General features: G+C 34.5%; 20 protein-coding genes. 16 read left to right on the top strand and 4 right to left on the bottom strand.

The annotated features are described in order from the left end of the window. The first annotated feature begins 124 nt into the window (after positions 1-124). Positions 125-2,092, top strand: coding sequence for a DNA primase (gene dnaG, locus J8M14_RS00130; protein ID WP_211072314.1), 1,968 nt, complete (start codon positions 125-127; stop codon positions 2,090-2,092). Here the strand turns inward: dnaG and J8M14_RS00125 are convergent. Then, entirely contained in the window at positions 2,089-2,721 is a 633-nt protein-coding gene (locus J8M14_RS00125; RefSeq protein ID WP_211072313.1) for a response regulator transcription factor, read from the bottom strand. The genes dnaG and J8M14_RS00125 overlap by 4 nt on opposite strands. A 147-nt stretch (positions 2,722-2,868) precedes the next feature. Continuing rightward, positions 2,869-3,657, bottom strand: coding sequence for an NAD(+) synthase (nadE, locus tag J8M14_RS00120; protein WP_211072312.1), 789 nt, complete (start codon positions 3,655-3,657; stop codon positions 2,869-2,871). 126 nt (positions 3,658-3,783) lie between these two features. Between nadE and gldB the strand changes: the two genes are divergently transcribed. The 4 genes from gldB (at position 3,784) to J8M14_RS00100 (ending at position 7,424) form a co-directional block, all read left to right on the top strand. Further along, complete coding sequence (gene gldB, locus J8M14_RS00115) at positions 3,784-4,752, top strand: gliding motility lipoprotein GldB (protein ID WP_211072311.1); 969 nt, start codon at positions 3,784-3,786, stop codon at positions 4,750-4,752. Next, entirely contained in the window at positions 4,752-5,090 is a 339-nt protein-coding gene (gldC, locus tag J8M14_RS00110) for a gliding motility protein GldC (protein ID WP_211072310.1), read from the top strand. The genes gldB and gldC overlap by 1 nt, the downstream gene beginning before the upstream one ends. A 123-nt stretch (positions 5,091-5,213) precedes the next feature. Continuing rightward, entirely contained in the window at positions 5,214-6,995 is a 1,782-nt protein-coding gene (locus J8M14_RS00105; protein WP_211072309.1) for a T9SS type A sorting domain-containing protein, read from the top strand. Between the two features lie 75 nt (positions 6,996-7,070). After that, complete coding sequence (locus J8M14_RS00100) at positions 7,071-7,424, top strand: GTPase (protein ID WP_211072308.1); 354 nt, start codon at positions 7,071-7,073, stop codon at positions 7,422-7,424. Here the strand turns inward: J8M14_RS00100 and yihA are convergent. Both yihA and J8M14_RS00090 read right to left on the bottom strand, forming a co-directional pair. Further along, complete coding sequence (yihA, locus tag J8M14_RS00095) at positions 7,421-8,026, bottom strand: ribosome biogenesis GTP-binding protein YihA/YsxC (RefSeq protein ID WP_211072307.1); 606 nt, start codon at positions 8,024-8,026, stop codon at positions 7,421-7,423. The two genes, J8M14_RS00100 and yihA, sit on opposite strands and share 4 nt — an antisense overlap. A 17-nt stretch (positions 8,027-8,043) precedes the next feature. After that, positions 8,044-8,814, bottom strand: a complete 771-nt coding sequence (locus J8M14_RS00090; protein ID WP_211072306.1) for an alpha/beta hydrolase — start codon at positions 8,812-8,814, stop codon at positions 8,044-8,046. Between the two features lie 303 nt (positions 8,815-9,117). Between J8M14_RS00090 and mraZ the strand changes: the two genes are divergently transcribed. From mraZ to J8M14_RS00035, 11 genes are read left to right on the top strand one after another with little or no spacing between them, the layout of a single operon-like run. Further along, on the top strand, positions 9,118-9,588 hold the full coding sequence (mraZ, locus tag J8M14_RS00085; RefSeq protein WP_211072305.1) for a division/cell wall cluster transcriptional repressor MraZ: 471 nt from the start codon (positions 9,118-9,120) through the stop codon (positions 9,586-9,588). Beyond that, positions 9,566-10,471 (top strand): 16S rRNA (cytosine(1402)-N(4))-methyltransferase RsmH, encoded by a 906-nt coding sequence (gene rsmH / locus J8M14_RS00080; RefSeq protein WP_211072304.1) that lies wholly within the window; start codon positions 9,566-9,568, stop codon positions 10,469-10,471. Before mraZ ends, rsmH begins: the two co-directional genes overlap by 23 nt. Next, positions 10,468-10,779, top strand: a complete 312-nt coding sequence (locus tag J8M14_RS00075) for an FtsL-like putative cell division protein (protein ID WP_211072303.1) — start codon at positions 10,468-10,470, stop codon at positions 10,777-10,779. Before rsmH ends, J8M14_RS00075 begins: the two co-directional genes overlap by 4 nt. Positions 10,780-10,785: 6 nt before the next feature. Then, positions 10,786-12,780 (top strand): penicillin-binding protein, encoded by a 1,995-nt coding sequence (locus J8M14_RS00070; RefSeq protein ID WP_211072302.1) that lies wholly within the window; start codon positions 10,786-10,788, stop codon positions 12,778-12,780. Then, on the top strand, positions 12,777-14,240 hold the full coding sequence (locus tag J8M14_RS00065) for a UDP-N-acetylmuramoyl-L-alanyl-D-glutamate--2,6-diaminopimelate ligase (RefSeq protein WP_211072301.1): 1,464 nt from the start codon (positions 12,777-12,779) through the stop codon (positions 14,238-14,240). The genes J8M14_RS00070 and J8M14_RS00065 overlap by 4 nt, the downstream gene beginning before the upstream one ends. 10 nt (positions 14,241-14,250) lie before the next feature. Beyond that, complete coding sequence (gene mraY, locus J8M14_RS00060) at positions 14,251-15,483, top strand: phospho-N-acetylmuramoyl-pentapeptide-transferase (protein ID WP_211072300.1); 1,233 nt, start codon at positions 14,251-14,253, stop codon at positions 15,481-15,483. Between the two features lies 1 nt (position 15,484). Further along, on the top strand, positions 15,485-16,819 hold the full coding sequence (gene murD / locus J8M14_RS00055) for a UDP-N-acetylmuramoyl-L-alanine--D-glutamate ligase (RefSeq protein ID WP_211072299.1): 1,335 nt from the start codon (positions 15,485-15,487) through the stop codon (positions 16,817-16,819). Between the two features lie 26 nt (positions 16,820-16,845). Continuing rightward, positions 16,846-18,066: an FtsW/RodA/SpoVE family cell cycle protein gene (locus J8M14_RS00050; protein ID WP_211072298.1), complete on the top strand. Its 1,221-nt coding sequence runs from the start codon at positions 16,846-16,848 to the stop codon at positions 18,064-18,066. Next, the gene (gene murG, locus J8M14_RS00045) at positions 18,063-19,175 is read left to right on the top strand and encodes an undecaprenyldiphospho-muramoylpentapeptide beta-N-acetylglucosaminyltransferase (protein ID WP_211072297.1); all 1,113 of its coding nucleotides are present in this window, start codon (positions 18,063-18,065) and stop codon (positions 19,173-19,175) included. Before J8M14_RS00050 ends, murG begins: the two co-directional genes overlap by 4 nt. 1 nt (position 19,176) lies before the next feature. Further along, positions 19,177-20,523, top strand: a complete 1,347-nt coding sequence (gene murC, locus J8M14_RS00040; RefSeq protein WP_211072296.1) for a UDP-N-acetylmuramate--L-alanine ligase — start codon at positions 19,177-19,179, stop codon at positions 20,521-20,523. Beyond that, positions 20,520-21,239, top strand: coding sequence for a hypothetical protein (locus J8M14_RS00035; protein ID WP_247672514.1), 720 nt, complete (start codon positions 20,520-20,522; stop codon positions 21,237-21,239). Before murC ends, J8M14_RS00035 begins: the two co-directional genes overlap by 4 nt. Positions 21,240-21,243 lie beyond the last annotated feature (4 nt).

The following is a 21,243-nucleotide window of genomic DNA, read 5'->3' as shown; positions in this document are numbered from 1 at the left end:
GAGGCTGTCTATATGGACAGCCTCTTTTTATTTCTGGTTTGAGTTTTGGGATTTATATTATTTTTGTCCTAGGTTTGTTGATTACTGCAAGTTTTTAAAATTAAATAATACTAATTAACCGATAATGATCCATAAATCGACTTTAGATGCTGTTTTTGAAACTGCCCGATTAGAAGAGGTAATTGGTGATTTTGTGCAATTAAAAAAAGCAGGTAGTAATTTTAAAGGGCTCAGTCCTTTTAGTGATGAACGAACACCATCATTTATGGTTTCGCCGGTAAAACAGATCTGGAAAGATTTTTCTAGTGGTAAAGGCGGTAATGTGGTGGCTTTTCTGATGGAGCATGAGCATTTTACATATCCTGAAGCTATAAAATATCTTGCCAAAAAATATAACATTGAAGTTGAGGAGACTGAACAGACAGATGAACAAAAGGAGCAGGCTAATGAGAGGGAAAGTATGTATCTGGTTAGTGAGTTTGCAAATACTTTTTTTCAAAACTCATTACATAAAACCGAAAAAGGTAAAGCAATAGGGTTAACATATTTTAAAGAAAGAGGGTTTACCGAAGAAACTATAAAAAAGTTCGCATTAGGATATTCACCTGATTTATGGGATGCTTTTACATCTGAAGCTATAAAAAAAGGATATAAACTAGATTATCTTGAAAAAACCGGGCTTACTATTGTTAAGGAAGAAAAACAGTTTGATCGTTTCAAAGGTAGGGTAATGTTTCCTATTCTATCGATGTCCGGGCGTGTGTTAGGTTTTGGCGGAAGAATTCTAACAAATGAGAAAAAAGCTGCCAAATATCTTAATTCACCAGAGAGCGATATCTATCATAAAAGTAAGGTTTTGTATGGGATTTATCATGCAAAACAGTCTATAGCCAAAGAAGATAACTGCTATATTGTAGAAGGGTATACAGATGTTATTCAGTTTTATCAAACTGGTGTACATAATGTAGTTTCATCTTCTGGTACTGCGTTGACCCCAGATCAAATTCGACTCATTAGCAGGCTAACTAAAAATATTACTGTTTTATTTGATGGAGATGCAGCAGGAATGCGAGCATCAATAAGAGGTGTTGATCTCATTCTGGAGCAAGGAATGAATGTAAAAGTGTGTAGTTTTCCCGATGGTGAAGATCCGGATAGTTTTGCAAAGCAAAACACTCTAGAAGAGCTAACTTTGTATCTAAAAGAGAACGCACAAGATTTTATTCGGTTTAAAGCCTCAATACTTCAGAAAGAATCCCAAAATGACCCTATAAAAAAAGCAGAGCTGGTTAGGGATATGGTAACTAGTATTTCCAAAATTCCCGATGTGATCAAACGTGAAATCTATGTGCAGGAATGCTCTCGTATTATGGATATTTCTGAAGAAGTATTGTTTAATACATTAGCACAGATCCGAAATGTAGATCATAAAGATCAGCGTAAACAACAAAAAGAGGATAAAAAGAAACTCGAGGTAGTAAAACCGGAAGCCAAACAAACTCCTAAAGTAAATGAGCAGTACGAGCTAGAACGCAAAATCATTGAAATTCTAATACTCTATGGACATCGAGAGGAGGAGTTTGAAGATTTAGTTTTAAAAGAGAATGATGATGGAGAATTGGTTATGGAACCTGAAATACATACATCTAAAGTTTTTGAAAAGATATACCTCGATTTGCAAGACGACGAAATTGAGTTTGCTAATGATGGTTTTAAAGGAATATATACTGTTCTGATAGAGCAATTAAATCAAAATAACGATTTTAAGGTCGAAAATTTCATCAATCAAATCGCTCCTGAATTGGCTTATGAGATTACTTCGATTATCATGAAAGAAGAGCAATATGCCCTAGCTAGATGGCATGATATGGAGATTCATGTAAAGCAAAAGGATTATACCGTTTCTCAATATGTAAATGATATCATTCTTAATTTAAGGAGGTATTTAATTGGCCAAAAAGTAAAAGAGCTCTCACAAGAAGTGAAAGCTCAGGATGCTGATAAAGAAGATAATCAAGAAACCCTTCAGGATATCATGGATTACCTTTCTTTAAAAAGAATATTATCAGAGAAGCTAAACCGTGTGGTTTAGCTTATATGCAATAATCTAGATTGGTGAATTAGGTCAGCAAGATTATCTACCTTAAGTTTTTTCAGCAGACGAGTTTTATACGTACTTACTGTTTTTTCATTAATAGATAAAGTAGTTGCTATATCCTTGTTTCTTTTTCCAGAAGATAAAAGATTCAGAACTTCTATTTCTCTAGAAGAAAGCTTTTTATATTTCACGACCATATTATTCTCACTGGCATTACCATTAGCTAGTTGTTGAGTCAGGTTGTCATTAAGATAGATTCCTCCTCTAGCAACACGCTCGATGGCTTTTCTAAGTGTTTTTGTAGCAACGGTTTTAGATAAATAAGCAGAAGCCCCGGCTTTAATAGCACTTAGAGCATACATTTCTTCAGGATGTGAGCTAAAGATAATGACTTTAATACCTGTGAATTCTTTCTTGATGGTTCGTAATGCCATTATTCCATTGATCTGAGGTAGATCCAATTCCATAATGAGTACATCTGGGGTATTGGCTTTTAAAATGTCATACATCTCGTTTCCATTACTTACTTTCCCAATAATCTCATATTCTTCAGAATTGCGAAGTAACGAGACTATCCCTTTCCTAGTAATCGGATGATGATCAGCAATTAGTACGGTTGTCATTCTTGTTTACGATTGTTAATGTGTTAGTTTATTAATTTTAAAGAGTTTAACATCTCTAGGCTAGGGGTAACTTTTTATCTCCCTGCAAAATTAATAAGAACTACCTCTTGTAAACTTTTTTTTATGAAATTATCGATAAAGTGTTGATTATAATAGATTAACGGGTATTTTACACACCGGAATTGGTATCATTTTATGTTGATTTACCGTATTTAAGCGATTGTAAATGTGAAATACCTCCTTTTCTCTTCCTGTAAAATCATCTAAATTTTTCCCCTGATCTTTCATTTTCATGGCCCATTCTAATTCATCATAACTTGCTCCAATTTGATCTTCATCACTTCTACTATCTCCAAATAATCCATCGGTTGGTGCAGCAATAAGAATAGATTCTTGGACTAATAATGCCTTTCCTAATTCGTATACTTCACTTTTTAGTAGATCGGCAATTGGGCTTAGATCTACGCCACCATCGCCATATTTGGTATAAAAACCAACTCCGAAATCTTCAACTTTATTACCGGTTCCAGCAACTAAGTACCCTTGTGTTCCGGCTAAATAATACAACGCGGTCATTCTTAAACGCGCTCTGGTATTAGCTAAGCTTAAATCAAGTTTGGCTTTTGAATCTGTACTGGGAGCCACAGTTTTAAACTCCTCAAAGACAGAAGTGAGATCTATTCTTTCATCAGAAACATTAGAAAATCGTTTTTTTAGCTGTGCAATATGTTCTTGAGCTCTGGTTACTTGACTAGGAGCTTGGTGAATTGGCATTTCTACACAAATTGTGTTCAATCCGGTTTTAGCACATAATGAAGAAGTAACTGCACTATCAATCCCACCACTAACGCCAACAACAAACCCTTTGATATTTGCTTTTGTAGCATAATCCTTTAGCCAATTTACAATGTGGTCAATTACTTTTTCTGTATGCATATTATATTATTTATCGTTGTTATAAATTTGTAATTTGATATATTAACTTTGCGATTATAAAATTAATAAAAAAAGATGGCGTTCTTCAATAGTAAAAATTATTTAGAAAGATATTATAATTTAAGAATGGATATTATTAGATTTTCAAAGTTTGCTATTGTTTTTTGTGTTTTTACATCTTGTGTAAGCGAAAACAAACTGGAAAAAGAAATTACAAAAATCCCGGTAGAAGTTAAAATAGAACGTTTTGATCAATTGTTTGCTAAAGTAACAGAGGAAACACTTCCGGAGTTAAAAGAAGGCTTCCCTTTTCTATTTCCTAAACAATATTCGGATAGCACATGGATTAAAAGGGCTAATGATACACTTCAGATCGAAATAAATAGAGAGGTAAAAAAAACGTTTCCTGACCTTTTGAGTGAAGAAGAAGACCTTCGTTCTTTGTTGCAACATATAAAATATTATTTCCCTGAGGTAACTGTTCCTAGGGCAATTGCAATTACATCAGATGTTGATTATCGCAATAAGATAGTGTTGTCTGGTAATTTGCTTATTATTTCTTTGGATACTTATTTGGGTGAAGACCATTATTTTTATGAGGGTATTCAGGCATATCTAAAACGAAATTTTAAGAAAAGTCAAATAATGCCCGACATAGCTACAATGTATGCCAAACAACTTGTAGAATTACCTAAAAATCGAACTTTCTTAGCTAACCTTATTTACTACGGAAAAGAGATGTATCTAAAAAAAATATTTCTACCCAATCAGTCTGATGCTGAGAAAATGGGATATTCTGATGAGCAATATGCTTGGTTAGAAGCCAATGAAGAACAAATATGGAGGTATTTTATAGATAGACAGTTATTGTATAGTACAGGTAACAATTTGATGCCTAGGTTTTTATATCCAGCACCTTTTTCTAAGTTTTATTTAGAAGAGATAGATAAAGAGGCTCCTGATCGAGTAGGTCAATATATAGGTTGGAGGATTGTAGCTTCTTATATGAAAAATAACAATGTATCTTTGCGGCAATTATTAATGGCAGATGCTGAAACAATTTTTAACACTTCAAAATATAAACCCGCAAGATAATGGCAAGTACACATAAATCTGAAATAAATATAGATATAGAACTGGATGAAAATCGAGTTCCCGAAAAATTACAATGGACAGCAAAAGATGGTGGTGTAGAAAATGAAGAAACAAAAGCTTTATTGTTATCTGTTTGGGATAGTAAAAATAAAGAAAGTCTTCGTATTGATTTATGGACTAAAGATATGCCTGTGGACGAAATGAAAATATTTTTTCATCAAACATTAGTTTCTATGAGTGATACTTTTCATCGAGCTACGCAGGATGAGAAAATGTCTGCAACGATGAAAGATTTTTGTGATTATTTTGCTGAGAAATTAGAGCTCAATAAAAAGTAATGTTTTAAGTATGATTTGATTGAAAAATGTTAGCTAGCTAACATTTTTTTTGTTTTAAAAAAGTTACTTTCCAATAGAAATATTACACAAATATTCTTATTTATTAACTAAATCAAATCTAAAATGAAAACAAAATTACCAGGCGTAAACGTATCTCTGAAGATAGTTTACGCTTTTCTTTTTTTTATTGGAACAGTTTATAGTGGCTTTGCGCAGGCAAACCCTCGTTTGACAATGGTTTATCCCGTAGAAAATTCGGCAACAGTTACATTAACCAATTTTGGTGACTCTGCAGTTGATTTAAATGATTATTGGCTATGCTTACGCCCGGGAACTTATAGGCAATTAAAATCATTAACTAATGCTAGTGGTGATTTAAATGTAATGCCTTCTGGTTCTGTAACGGTTTCTTATAACGTAGAAGTAGGTGTAGCAAGTGATGGATTATCGTTATATCTTCCTAATACACCTTCTGATGGAGGCTTTGGGATTGCTACTAATTTAATTGATTTTGTTCAATGGGGAGCAGCTGGAAATATTCGTGAGCCTTTAGCTGTAGCTCAGGGATTATGGACAGAAGGGGATTTCATTGTTGGACCAGGGCCTTATACCTATGCTGGAAATGGCACACAGAATGGATTAGGTTTTTGGTCTGCTTGTACAGCAGATGGAGGAGAAATTACTAGTGGTCCATTTAGTTTTACAGTAGATGGTATTCCTGATAATGTTAGTGGGGTTTCTGTTTCGGGTAGTTCTGGGAGTAATGCTAGTTGGGTGATTACCGATGATCGTGGTACAATATTAGGTTTACCTCCAACGGTAACAGCTTTAGAAGGAGTTGATTTTGATGGAGCTGGAGTTGGTACTTGTTTAATCTGGTATATTCGATATGAGGATGGTTTAGAAGGTTTGGAGCCAGGAAACAATGCCTTGACTGATCTAGATGGATGTTATGATTTGTCAAATTCGATAGAAGTTGTTCGTAATGAAGCAGTAGATGGAGGTGAAATAGAAGGAGGTCCGTTTACATTTTGCGTTGATGGTGAGGTAGATAATGTGAGTGATATATCATTATCAGGTAATGCAGGTAATAATTCGACTTGGGTGATTACTGATGACCAAGGATTGATATTAGGACTACCGCCAACAATTGAAGCAGTAGAAGGAGTTGATTTTGATGGAGCTGGAGCAGGTGTATGTTTGATTTGGCATTTGAGTTATGAGGATGGATTAGAAGGACTAGAGCCTGGGAATAATGCATTGACCGATTTATCAGGGATATATGATTTGTCAAATTCTATTAGTGTAACACGTAATGATCCTGATGGAGGAGAAATTACTGGTGGTCCATTTAGTTTTACAGTCGATGGTATTCCGGATAATGTTAGTGGGGTTTCTGTTTCAGGTAGTTCTGGGGGTAATGCTAGTTGGGTGATTACCGATGATCGTGGTACAATATTAGGTTTACCTCCAACGGTAACAGCTTTAGAAGGAGTTGATTTTGATGGAGCTGGAGTTGGCACTTGTTTAATCTGGTATATTCGTTATGAGGATGGTTTAGAAGGTTTGGAGCCAGGAAACAATGCCTTGACTGATCTAGATGGATGTTATGATTTGTCAAATTCGATAGAAGTTGTTCGTAATGAGCAAATTGAGTTAAATGCTGTTGTTTTTCCTAATCCAGCATCTAGATTTGCATACGTGATTATAAGAGGGTTAAGGAATAGTAATTTAACAACACAATTGTTTGATATGTCAGGAAACCCTGTTGATGTAGAAATATTTCAAAGAAGGAATTTTGTACGAATTAATGTTGGTAATTTGCAATCTGGAGTGTATTTGGTTTTGGTTAATGATAGTATTACTGGAGGTTCTGCAGTTAGGCAAATTGTGGTAAGGAACTAGGTTAAAAATATTTTAACTTTTGAAGAAGAGTTGTAGTGATTAATTACAACTCTTCTTATTATCTTATTTGTTTTAATGAGAGCACTTATTTTCGTGTATAACGCAAAATCCGGATTCTGGAATAAGTCAATAGATATGGTACATAAGATCCTTAGTCCGTCTACGTATTCTTGTGATCTATGTAGCTTAACACATGGTAATTTTTCTGAAAACCAAATCTGGAAAGAATTCAGAGAAAATTCTAACTATGATTTCGCTTTTATATATAAAGATGAGTTTTTAGATAAATATCAAATACCAAACTTGAAGCTTCCTGTAATTTTTGAAAAAGATGAAGGAGATTTAAAGCTTTTGATTGATGATGAAGAATTATCAAAATTAACTTCAGTAGAAAGTTTGATTTCTCTTGTTAAACAGAAAACAACTTAAGAATTCTTAAGTTGTGCATTAATTTCATCTATGTAGTTAAGTACTTCATCTTTTCCTAATCCAGATGAAGAGGAAGTGATAAAATAATTTGGCATTTCTTCCCAATACTTTAGCATTTCTTCAATGTAGCTATTGATTTGAACGGGTAATTTATTTTTAGATAGCTTATCTGCTTTAGTAAAAATGATAGAAAATGGAATTTGATTTTCGCCTAACCATTGCATAAATTCCAGATCAATTTTTTGTGGTTCATGACGAGAATCCACTAGAACAAAAGCACTTACTAGTTGAGTTCTTTTAGAGAAATATGAAGTAATAAATTTCTGGAATACTTTTTTTGCTGATTTAGAAACTCTGGCATATCCATAGCCAGGTAAATCTACTAAAAACCAATTTTTATTGATTAAAAAATGATTGATTAGTTGAGTTTTTCCGGGTCTTCCAGATGTTTTGGCTAAACTTTTACGATCTGCGAGCATATTGATCAATGAAGATTTACCAACATTAGACCGTCCTATGAAAGCATACTCAGGGAGTTTGTCTTTAGGACATTTGGCGACATCGCTGTTACTAATCACAAATTCAGCGCTGCTAATTTTCATTGTTTTGTCTGTATAATTTAATAGTTACGCTCCTGTAACCAATTATGCAATAGTTTGTTGAATTCTTCAGGATGTTCCATCATTGCTGCATGTCCACATTTGTCAATCCAATATAGATCAGAATCCGGTAATAATCGGTTAAAATCATCAGCTACCTCAGGTGGAGTTACGTTGTCATTCTTTCCCCAAATAATACAGGTAGGAGTCGCCATATTAGGTAGGTCTTTAGCCATATTATGTCTGATAGCACTTTTAGCGATAGCTAAAGTTCTTATTAATTTGTTTCGATCATTGACAGTTGCATAAACTTCATCTACAATTTCTTTCGTTGCTATAGCAGGGTCATAAAACACATTCTCAGCTTTAGCTTTTATATATTCATAGTCACCTCTTTTAGGGTAACTTTCACCCATAGCACTTTCGTATAAACCTGAACTTCCTGTTATGACTAACCCTTTTATTTTTTCAGGAAACATTTTTGTGCATAGCAGTGCAATATGTCCGCCAAGTGAATTACCTAATAAAATCACTTCTTTATCATCATAGCCTAAATGATCTATAAAGTCTTTCAGGTATTTGGCGTATGTGCTAACCTTAGTTTTTACTAAAGATAAAGTATATATGGGAAGTTCCGGAATCAATACTTTGTAACCTTGTTTAGGAAAGTATGAGCCTACACCTTCAAAATTGCTCAGCCCACCCATCAATCCGTGTAATATGATGATTGGCGTGCCTTCCCCTGAATCTAGATAACTAAATTTTCCGTCTTTTTTTAATTCGTGCTTCATTAATACTTCTTACAAGAATTAAAAGCAAATATAGCATTTTCATAATTAGTTTGGATATTTTTTATTAATACTACAGAGCTAATCTTTATATTTTTTTTCATCATTAATTTTTAGGTACTCTGATATCATCAAAACCAGCCTTTTACAAGCTCTGATACATGGTGTTGATAAACGAAAATTGGTTTTTTTTAATGAGTTCAAAACCAATTTTTTGAAGACAACTTATTAACAATGTGGTATATTGTGGTAAAAAGTGGTAAATTTTTCAATATATTTGACTAATTAAACACTTAGGGAAATAGAGTGGTAAATCTAATCGGCACATACGAATGTAAGGCAGACGCCAAAGGACGTCTCATGATGCCTATTGCTTTTAAGAAGCAACTTTCACCTGTGTTACAAGATGGATTTGTGTTAAAAAGAGCTGTATTTCAGTCATGTTTGGAGTTGTATCCAATGGAAGAATGGAATCTTTTGATGCAGAAAATAAATAAGCTAAACCGCTTTAAAAAGAAGAATAATGATTTTATCAGAAGGTTTACTGCTGGTGTAAAAGTAGTAGAGATTGATGCTGCTGGTCGTCTTTTGATTCCAAAAGATTTAATCAGTTTTGCAGGTATAACAAAAGAACTAGTGTTGTCATCCGCTGTTAATATCATTGAGATCTGGGATAAAGATCAATATGAAAAAGCAATTGATGAGACTGCTGATGATTTTGGAGATTTAGCTGAAGAAGTAATGGGATTTGACGATGCAACAGACGGAATATCATAACCCGGTTTTACTCAAAGAAACCGTAGATGGATTAGCAATGAAACCTGATGGGGTTTATGTTGATGTGACATTTGGTGGAGGAGGTCACTCTAGGGAGATTTTGAAAAGATTAGGACCACACGGGAAGTTGTTTGCCTTTGATCAGGATCAGGATGCCTTGGATAATGTGATTGAAGATGATCGATTTACACTGATCAATGAGAATTTTAGATTTATTAAGAGGTTTTTGAGATTCCATGGTCAAAAAAAAGTAGATGGTATCCTTGGTGATTTTGGAGTTTCATCGCACCAATTTGATGTTGCAGAGAGAGGTTTTTCAACTAGGTTCGAAGGAGATCTGGATATGAGAATGGATCAGAATAAAAAATTATCCGCCTACCATGTGATTAATGAATATGAAGAAAATGATCTAAGAGCAGTGTTTTTTAATTATGGAGAGTTACGAAACGCACCAAAATTGGCAAGAACAATCGTGGGAGCGAGAAAAAATGACCCTATTAAAACTAGTGTAGAATTAAAGGAGGTGTTAAGCCCTTTTTTACCAACACATAGAGAACACAAAATATTAGCTCAGATTTATCAGGCAATTCGGATTGAGGTTAATCAAGAGATAGAGGTGTTGAAAGAGTTTTTGTTGCAAACACCGGAATTGTTGGATGTAGGAGGTAGAGTTAGTCTTATATCATATCATTCTTTAGAAGATAGACTGGTAAAAAGATTTATAAGAAGTGGAATGTTCGAAGGAGAACCGGAAAAAGATATGTACGGTAATATTTCGGTACCCTTTAAAAAAGTTGGGAAACTAATAGTTCCAACTGCAGAAGAGATTGCAATAAATAATAGAGCACGAAGTGCTAAGCTTAGAATAGCAGAGAGAATATGAAGCAGACTATTTATGATATATTAAAAGGAAAGTTTCTAATTGCAGATGATGCAATGAAGAATTGGAGAATGTTGCTTTTTCTTTCCTTTTTAGCAATAATAATGATTGCAAGCTCTCATAATGCAGAAAGTAAGGTTCATAAAATAGCAAAGCTAAATAATGAAGTCCGCGAGTTGAGGACTCAATTTGTAGACGGCAGAACAGAGTTGATGCAGTTAAAAATGGAATCGTCAGTAATTTATAAGATGACGCGAAAAGGAATTAAAAGGCCTACAACACCTCCTAAAAAAATAATAGTAAAGAATTAAAAAGTTTTGGCAATAAAAGAAAAAAACATATTAAACAGGTTGTATTTCATTGCTGGCTGTATGTTCTTCTTTGCTGTAGCTGTTGGAGTGAAGTTGACTAATATACAGTTTGTTGAAGGGGATGAATATCGAAAGAAAGCTCAGGAAAGAGTTTTTAAAACTTTTGATATTCCGGCCAATAGGGGTAATCTATATGATAGTAAAGGCAATTTGCTAGCTACTTCTGTGCCTAAGTATGATATTCGATTCGATGCAGTTACTGTTACGGATAAAGATTTTAGAGAACACATAAAACCCCTTTGTGAAGCACTTTCTAAGGAGTTTCATAAACCAATATCTTATTACGATAAAATTATAAGAACTGCTAGATCTAACAAAAATAGATATGTGTTGATTCGCAGAAATTTGGGATATTCTCAATATATGCGTGTTAAAGAGTTTCCACTATTTAAGCTTGGAGCTAATCGTGGCGGGCTTATAGTAGAGCAACGTACAGTAAGAGAGCATCCAATAGGTAAGATTGCTGAACGTACCGTAGGGTATGAGCGTCGTGATGATCAAGGGTATTATACCAGAGTTGGTCTAGAAGGTGCCTATGGAGCATTTCTAAGAGGAAAAGATGGAAAGCGTAAAAAACAAAAAATTGCTAAAAATCAATGGAAACCAATAGGTGATGATAATGAAGTAGAACCTCAGGATGGATATGATGTAGTTTCTACTATTGACGTAAATATTCAGGATATCGCACATCATGCTTTACTAGGTCAGTTAGAAGAATTCGAAGCTGAACATGGAACAGTAGTAGTTATGGAAACTAAAACTGGTGAAATTAAAGCAATTTCAAATTTAGGAAGAACCAAAGCAGGTAAGTATTACGAAAAACTCAATTATGCAGTAGGAGAATCCCACGAACCAGGATCTACATTTAAGTTAATGACTATGGTTGCAGCTTTAGAAGATAGAGCGATTGATTCTAGTCACGTAGTAGATACCGAAAACGGAAGAGTAAAATTTTATGATAGAACTGTAAAAGATTCTCGTTGGGGTGGTTATGGTAAAATATCAGCAGCAAAAGCTTTTGAAGTATCTTCTAATACAGCTTTTGCTAAAATCATCAATGAAAAATATAAGGATAATCCTAGAAAATTTGTGGATCGATTGATCAATATGGGGCTAGCAGAGCGATTGGGATTGTCAATTAAAGGAGAAGGGGTTCCTAAAATCCCTTATCCTGGAGATAAAGATTGGTATGGTACAACACTACCTTGGATGGCGCACGGATATGGTGTTTCGCTTACTCCTTTACAAACATTAGCATTTTACAATGCAATTGCTAATGATGGCGAAATGGTAAAGCCAAGATTTATTAAAGAAGTAAAAGCTTGGGATCGTAGTAAAGAAAGGTTTGATAAAGAAGTCCTAAATGCTGCTATATGCTCTAAGAAAACAGCAAAGATTGTTCAGAAAATGATGCTTAATGTAGTGAAAAGAGGAACTGCTGATAATATTCATACAGACAATTTTTTGATAGCAGGTAAAACAGGTACTTGTTGGGGTAATTACGGAAAAGATAAAGAGAGAGAATATATTTCCTCATTTGCAGGCTATTTCCCTGCTGATAATCCTAAATATTCAAGTATTGTAGTAATTCATAAGCCCAATAAGGAAAAAGGGTACTATGGTAGCACAGTGGCAGCTCCGGTTTTTAAGACTATTGCGATGAAAATCTATAATGATATACCAGTAGTTGATGAGGTTTCTTCGTCTATAGTAGAAAGCCCAACTGTGATAGAAAGTTATGAAGATTACTATACAAAAGCGCAAAAGTATAAAACCATAATGCCTGATGTGAAAGGGATGCCTGCAATGGATGTGATTTCATTGTTGGAAAATATGGGACTTAAAGTAGAAGTAAAAGGATCAGGAAACGTAGAGAATCAAAGTATAGAGCCAGGAACCAAAGTACAAATAAATCAAACCGTCAGATTAGAATTATCGTGATTGAGCTAAAAGACATATTATATAAGGTTGCGATTAATGCTGTAGTAGGTAATACCAATGCTGCTATTAGTAAAATCGAATTTGATTCTCGTAAAGTAGTAGATGATAGTTTGTTTGTAGCAATTGTTGGAACACTGTCTGATGGACATGAGTATATTGAAAAAGCAATCAACCAAGGTGCGATAGCTATTATTTGTGAAAAGATACCTGATGTTACTGTTGATGGGGTAACATATGTAGAGGTAGAAAACACGCAGTCAGCATTGGCGATGATGGCTTCTAACTATTATGGTTCACCTTCTGATAATCTAAAATTAGTTGGTGTTACAGGTACTAATGGTAAAACTACCATAGCTACTTTATTGTATCAATTGTTTAAAAAGGCTGGCTTCAAAGTGGGGTTACTGTCTACGGTAAAAGTTTTAGTAGATACAAAAGAATATAAAGCAACGCATACAACTCCGGATTCTTTGACCATTAATTATTATCTCAAAGAGATGAATGATGCAGGGGTTGAGTATTGCTTTATGGAAGTAAGCTCTCACGGGATTCATCAAAAGCGAACCGAAGGTTTGTCTTTTGCTGGTGGAATTTTCACCAACTTATCTCATGATCATTTGGATTACCATAATACCTTCAAGGAGTATCGAGATGTAAAGAAGTTGTTTTTTGATGGTTTATCATCCAAAGCATTTGCGATCGTAAATAAAGATGATAAGAATGGAGCTTTTATGCTTCAGAATACTAAAGCAAAACAATATAGTTATGCTTTGAAATCCTATGCTGATTTCAGAGGGCAAATATTAGAAAATAGTTTAGGGGGATTATTGTTGAAGCTGAATGATCATGAAGTATGGACTAAACTTATAGGAAGCTTCAATGCTTATAACCTGTTGGCAATTTTTGCAACTGCAGAATTACTGGGTCTGGAAACTCTTGAGATTCTTCAACTAATCAGTGATTTACAAAGTGTAAGCGGAAGATTTCAATATTTAATTTCGGAAGGGAAAATCACCGCTATTGTTGATTATGCACATACACCTGATGCATTAAAAAATGTTTTAGAGACCATTAATGATATAAGAACCAATAATGAAACTCTGATTACGGTTGTGGGGTGTGGCGGAGATAGAGATAAGATGAAAAGACCGGTAATGGGTAATATCGCTGCAAGACTGAGTAATAAAGTCATTTTTACTAGTGATAACCCCAGAACAGAAAATCCTGATCAGATTATTGAGGATATAGAAAAAGGGGTCGAACCGCAGGATTATAAAAAGACATTATCTATAACTGATAGAAAACAAGCTATCAAAACAGCATGTCAGTTAGCAGAAAAAGATGATATCATTTTAATTGCTGGAAAAGGTCACGAAACCTATCAAGAGATTCATGGAGAACGAACTGATTTTAATGATTTTGAGATTGTTAAAGCAGAATTAAAAAAAATGAATAAATAAGGTAAAACCTATGCTATACTATCTATTTGAATATTTGGAAAGTGAATACCAGTTCCCTGGAGCTACACTGTTTCAATTTATAACGTTTAGAGCTGCGATGGCAATCATTTTGTCTTTATTGATCTCTACAATTTATGGTAAGCGAATCATAGGTTTTTTACAAAAAAAACAAATGGGTGAGAGTATCCGTGAATTAGGTTTGGATGGTCAAGCTGAAAAAGCAGGTACTCCAACAATGGGTGGAGTAATCATTATTCTGGCGACATTGGTTCCAGTGTTGTTATTTGCAAAGTTGGATAACATATATGTGATTATGCTTATTGTTACCACATTATGGATGGGTGTAATTGGTTTTACAGATGACTACTTAAAAATCAGGAAGAAAAATAAAGAAGGATTAGCTGGGAAATTTAAGGTTTTTGGGCAAGTAGGTTTAGGACTTATCGTTGGTTGTACCATGTATTTTCATGATGATATCCAAGTACGTCAAGAAAGAGTTTTTGATGATTCATTAGGGATTGTTATTTCTAAAGAAGATCAATCTGATTTTAAACCAGCTGTTAAATCAACAAAAACGACACTCCCGTTTTTTAAAAATAATGAATTCGATTACGCTAGTTTGATTACTTGGATAAGTCCAGGTCTGGTAAAATATGCGTGGTTAATTTTTATTCCTATTGTGATTTTTATAGTTACTGCAGTTTCTAATGGAGCAAATTTGACAGATGGTATAGATGGATTGGCAGCAGGATCTTCTGCTATCATAGTATTGACTTTAGCCTTGTTTGCATGGGTATCGGGTAATATCATTTTCTCAGATTATCTCAATGTAATGTATATACCTAATTCAGGTGAAATGACAATTTTTATAACTGCATTTGCAGGGGCTTTGGTTGGATTTTTATGGTATAATACCTATCCAGCACAGGTGTTTATGGGAGATACAGGTAGTCTGACTATTGGGGGAATAATAGCAGTTATTGCAATTGCTATTCGCAAGGAGTTCTTGATACCTATTCTTTGTGGAATCTTTTTTATCGAGACCTTATCAGTAATGATGCAGGTGAGTTGGTTTAAGTATACTCGAAAGAAATACGGAGAAGGTAGGCGAATATTTTTAATGTCGCCTCTACATCATCATTATCAGAAAAAAGGTATTCACGAAAGTAAAATTGTAGCAAGATTCTGGATCATAGGAATTTTTCTAGCAATTATAGCAGTAGTAACATTGAAAGTGAGGTAGAGTGAAAAGATTAGTGGTTTTAGGCGCAGGAGAAAGTGGGGTAGGAACTGCTATTCTAGGTAAAAAAGAAGGATACGAAGTTTTTGTTTCTGATAAAGGGACAATTACTGATCATTATAAGGAGGTTCTTAGAAATTTTGAAATCGAATGGGAAGAGCAACAACATACAGAAGATAAAATTCTGAATGCGGATATGGTAATGAAGAGTCCTGGAATTCCAGATAAAGTGGATTTAGTTCAAAAACTGAATGGAAAAGAGATTCCGGTAATATCAGAGATCGAATTTGCTTCTAAATACACGTCTGCAAAGATCATTGGAATAACTGGTAGCAATGGAAAGACTACCACTACAATGCTAACACATCATGTATTGAAGAATGGAGATTTAGAGATAAGTATGGCTGGTAATATTGGGGATAGTTTTGCGATACAAGTAGCAGAAAATGATACTCCATATTACGTGTTGGAGTTGAGTAGCTTTCAGCTGGATGGTATTATTGATTTTGCACCTCATATTGCAGTGCTAACCAACATTACACCGGATCACTTGGATCGATATGAATATAAGTTTGAAAATTATATCGCTTCTAAGTTCAGGATCACAATGAATCAAACTGAGGGTGATTATTTCATTTATGATGCTGATGATGAAGTGATAGTTCATTATTTAGAAAAACATCCTATTCGATCAAAATTATTGCCTTTTTCATTAAATAAAAAGGTAGAAGAAGGGGCTTATATAGAAAACGAAAATATAAACATAACAATAGATAACAACAAATTCACCATGCCAACATCAAATTTAGCTTTAAAAGGAAATCACAATGTAAAGAACGCTATGGCCGCAGCCACAGTAGCACAATTGTTGAAAATTAGAAAAACAACAATCAGAGAAAGCATGGAGAATTTTCATGGGGTAGAACATAGATTAGAGGATGTATTGAAAATCAACAATGTACAATACATCAATGATTCTAAAGCTACTAATGTTAATGCTACTTTTTATGCATTGGATGCTATGAAATCGGCTACAGTTTGGATTGTCGGAGGTGTGGATAAAGGGAATGATTATACAGAGTTGTATCCTTTGGTAAATGAAAAGGTAAAAGCGATCATTTGTCTAGGGGTTGATAATAGCAAGATCATTAACGCCTTTGGTAATTGTATAGATAATATTGTAGAAACACAATCTATGAAAGAAGCGGTGAAAATTGCATACAAAATAGCAGAGCGTAATGACAATGTGTTGTTGTCTCCTGCTTGTGCAAGTTTTGATTTGTTTAAAAATTACGAAGAAAGAGGAAGAGAGTTTAAAGAAGCAGTAAGAGAATTATAAAAAATAAGAATAATTAATATCAATTAATGGCAAAAATATTTGCAAACATAAAAGGCGATAGAGTGATATGGGCGGTAGCGGCATTGTTGGCTTTGTTTTCGTTTCTACCCGTGTATAGTGCTAGTAGTAATTTAGCATACCTATATGGTGATGGTAATACGTTTGTGTTTTTGGTAAAGCATTTTGCTCATTTAGTATTAGGATTTTTGATAATGTATGGTGTGCATAAGATACCTTATCATTATTTCAAGGGGCTTTCTATAATTATGATACCTGTCATAATTGTGCTGCTGCTGGTGACTATGGCTCAGAATACAACAATAGGAGGAGCTAATGCAAGTAGATGGATTAGGGTGCCGTTTGTTGGAGTTACTTTTCAGACATCAACTTTGGCTGCCGTGGTTTTGATGGCTTATGTAGCAAGGTACTTGTCTAAAATAAAGGATAAAACGGTTACGTTTAAAGAAACCTTGATTCCGCTTTGGTTACCCGTGTTTATTGTCTTGATGTTGATTTTACCAGCGAACTTTTCAACCACGGCGATCATTTTTTCTATGGTTATTATGCTAGTGTTTCTAGGTGGTTATCCTTTTAAATACATCCTTACCATATTAGGCTCCGGATTATTAATACTTACCTTCTTTATTTTATTTGCAAAAGCATTTCCTGGAGTATTTCCAAACAGAGTAGATACCTGGGTAAGTAGGGTTGAGAACTTTACTGACAATAAAGATACGCAAGAGGACTATCAAATAGAACGTGCAAAAATAGCTATTGCCAGAGGGTGGATATTTGGTAAAGGGCCAGGAAAGAGTGTACAGAGAAATTTTCTTCCCCAATCCTCTTCAGATTTTATTTTCGCAATTATTATTGAGGAATGGGGCCTTTTTGGAGGTGTTTTTCTATTGCTTTTATATCTAATGCTGCTTTTTAGGTTGGTGATTGTCGCTCATAAGAGTGTGGATACCTTTGGAAAACTCTTGGTGATTGGAGTTGGTCTTCCTATTGTATTTCAGGCATTGATTAATATGGCGGTTGCTGTAGAGTTATTCCCGGTAACGGGGCAAACACTACCATTAATTAGTAGTGGAGGAACATCTATCTGGATGACTTGTTTGGCAATAGGGATTGTACTAAGTGTAAGTAGAAATAGAGAAGCTATTATAGAAAGAGAGCAGAAAGACGAAGAAAAAAATTTTAATAACGAAGTAGAAAGCCCATTAGAGGTGTTGAGTGAAGTGATATGAGTAAACAACCAAGAATCATATTGTCCGGTGGAGGAACAGGAGGTCATATCTATCCTGCTATATCAATTGCTAATGAATTGAAGAATAGATACCCTGAAGCTTCAATCTTATTTGTTGGAGCCAAAGACCGCATGGAGATGCAAAAAGTACCTCAAGCGGGATACGAGATTGTTGGATTATGGATTAGTGGTATCCAGAGAAAATTTTCATTGAGCAATCTTTTGTTTCCATTGAAGCTGATAAGTAGTCTTTGGAAATCAAAAAAGATCATTAAAGATTTTAATCCTGATGTGGTAATAGGTACGGGAGGTTTTGCAAGTGGACCATTGTTGAAGGTTGCGAACTCTAAGGACGTTCCGACAGTTTTACAAGAACAGAATTCGTTTCCTGGGATTACTAATAAGTGGCTGTCAAAAAAGGCAGATAAGATCTGTGTGGCATATGATCATATGGAACGTTTTTTTCCTGAGGAGAAGATTATTAAAACCGGTAATCCTGTTCGTCAGGACCTATTAGAGATAGATACTAAAAGAGATCTGGCAATAACTAAATATAATCTTGATGTAGAAAAGAAAACTGTTTTAGTGTTAGGTGGAAGTTTAGGAGCAAGAAGAATTAATCAATTGATTGAGCAAGAACTTGATTTTTTTACTAAAAAAGAAATTCAAGTGATCTGGCAGTGCGGCAAGTTGTATTACAAGGAATATAAGAAATATGACAGTAAGAAAGGTATACAAGTTCATGAATATATAGATACGATGGATTTAGCTTATGCTGCTGCTGACGCTATTGTTTCTAGAGCAGGAGCGGGTTCAGTTTCAGAATTATGTATAGTTGCTAAACCTACGTTGTTTATTCCTTCGCCTAACGTGGCAGAAGACCACCAAACGAAGAATGCAGAAGCTGTTGTGGAGAGAAAAGGAGCCAAAATGCTTAAAGAAAGTGAGTTGGAGGAGAGGTTTCAGAAAACAGTTACTCAGCTTTTAGAGTTAGAAGCCATGAAAATAAAGCTCGTACTTAATATTAAGAAGATGGCTTTGCCAAATGCAACTTCTGATATCGTAGATGAGATTGAAAAATTAATAGAAAAAGGTTCATTGCAGAACTAATATGAATAAGAGTTTAGAAGAAATACAAAACATTTATTTTATCGGTATTGGCGGTATCGGTATGAGTGCTCTTGCGCGTTATTTTAAATTCTTGGGAAAGAAGGTGGCAGGATATGATAAAACACCTAGTCAGATTACTGTAGATTTATCCGAGTTAAATATTGAAATTCATTATGAAGATAGCGTAGATAATATACCTGATATATTTCTAAATAAAGAAGAAACATTGGTAGTCTATACTCCAGCTGTTCCAAAAGACCATAATGAGCTTAGCTATTTGATAGATAATGGATTTAGTGTAAAAAAACGGGCAGAAGTATTAGGGATTATCACTAAAGATGTATACACTCTTGCAGTAGCTGGAACACATGGCAAAACAACCACTACAGCTATTTTGGCTCATTTACTTAAAGAAAGTGGAGCTAAAGTAACTGCTTTTTTAGGTGGAATTAGTGAGAATTATAATTCTAATTTGATTTTAGAAGGAAATGAGGTTGTCGTAGTAGAAGCTGATGAATTTGATCGATCATTTTTACAGTTATACCCGGATATTGCTGCGGTTACTTCTATGGATGCTGATCATTTAGATATCTACGAAAAGGCAAACGCATTAGAAGAATCATTCATGGAGTTTTCATCAAGATCAAAAGATCATTTGTTAGTGTGTAACGGACTACCGCTTTCAGGGATTACTTTTGGAGTAAATGACGATTCAGATTACTGCGCTCAAAATATAAAAATAAACAACGGGACATATATTTTTGATTTAAAAACTCCACATAAACTCATTAGGGATTTGCATTTAAACCTGCCAGGTAAACACAACTTGTTAAATGCTGTTACAGCCTTTGCTATAGCGATGCTATATGGCTCCCCAACCAACACTCTAGCAAAGGCTTTATTTTCTTTTAAAGGAGTTCAGCGTAGGTTTAGTTATAAGATTAAAACGGATGACTTGGTATATGTTGATGATTATGCACATCATCCTACAGAGATTAATGCTTTGCATCAGGCGGTGAGAGAGATGCACCCTGATAAAAAGGTGTTGGCAATTTTTCAACCACATTTATATAGTAGAACTAGAGATTTTGCATCAGATTTTGCTAAAAGCCTCAGTCAGTTTGATCAGCTACTGTTATTGGATATTTATCCTGCTAGAGAATTACCAATAAAGGGTGTGACTTCAGATTGGTTACTTGGTATGGTAGATATTAAGGATAAGAAATTAGTATCTAAGAATGATCTGACAAAAGAAATATTGAATAGTGATGCTCAGGTGGTGGTAACGATTGGAGCAGGAGATATCGGAGAAGAAGTAAGTAGTATAAAAGAAGCATTATTAGCATGAGAGGGAAAATGTTGACATATATAAAATTTATAAGCTTAACTGGATTAATTGTTTTTCTTTTTGCATTTACAAGCAAGCGAAATGAGGGAAGAAAAATACATCAAGTTCAGGTGGAATTTGTTCAGGAACAGAATCCTTATGTAAATGAACAAGCGGTTAATAAATTGTTAATACAAAATCCAGAACAGGTGACGAGCGTAGGTAAAGAAATTTTAGTTTTGAATACTGTAGAGAATGAGTTGGATGCACACAAAATGGTAGAGGATTCTGACGTGTATCTTACTGTAAACGGAGAACTTAGGGCGAGAATAAAGCAGCGCACCCCAATTGCTAGGGTGGATGCGATTACACCTTTTTATGTAGATGTTACCGGTAATATGATGCCGTTATCTACTAATTATTCTGCTCACGTACCATTAGTTCATAATGTTTCGGAACGAGAAGTTTCAGAAATTTATCCATTGTTGAGAAAGATTCAGGATGATGAGTTCTTAAAAAAACACGTGGTAAGTGTATATAGAAATAGTAAAGGGGATTATGAACTGGGGTTACGAGTATATTCGTTTGCAGTAGTTTTTGGAAAAATAGAAGAATTAAATAGTAAGGTCAAAAACTTTAAAGCTTTTTACCAAAAAGCATTAAAAGATCAAAGTTTGGATCGATATAAAAAAGTCAGTTTACAGTTTAGTAATCAAGTGGTGTGTACCATAAAATAATGCC

Origin of the sequence: Aquimarina sp. MMG016 (assembly GCF_018100805.1) — a bacterium.
Taxonomy (GTDB): Bacteria; Bacteroidota; Bacteroidia; order Flavobacteriales; family Flavobacteriaceae; genus Aquimarina.
The sequence above is the reverse complement of the archived record's forward strand: the minus strand, read 5'-3'. Positions and strand labels throughout refer to the sequence as shown.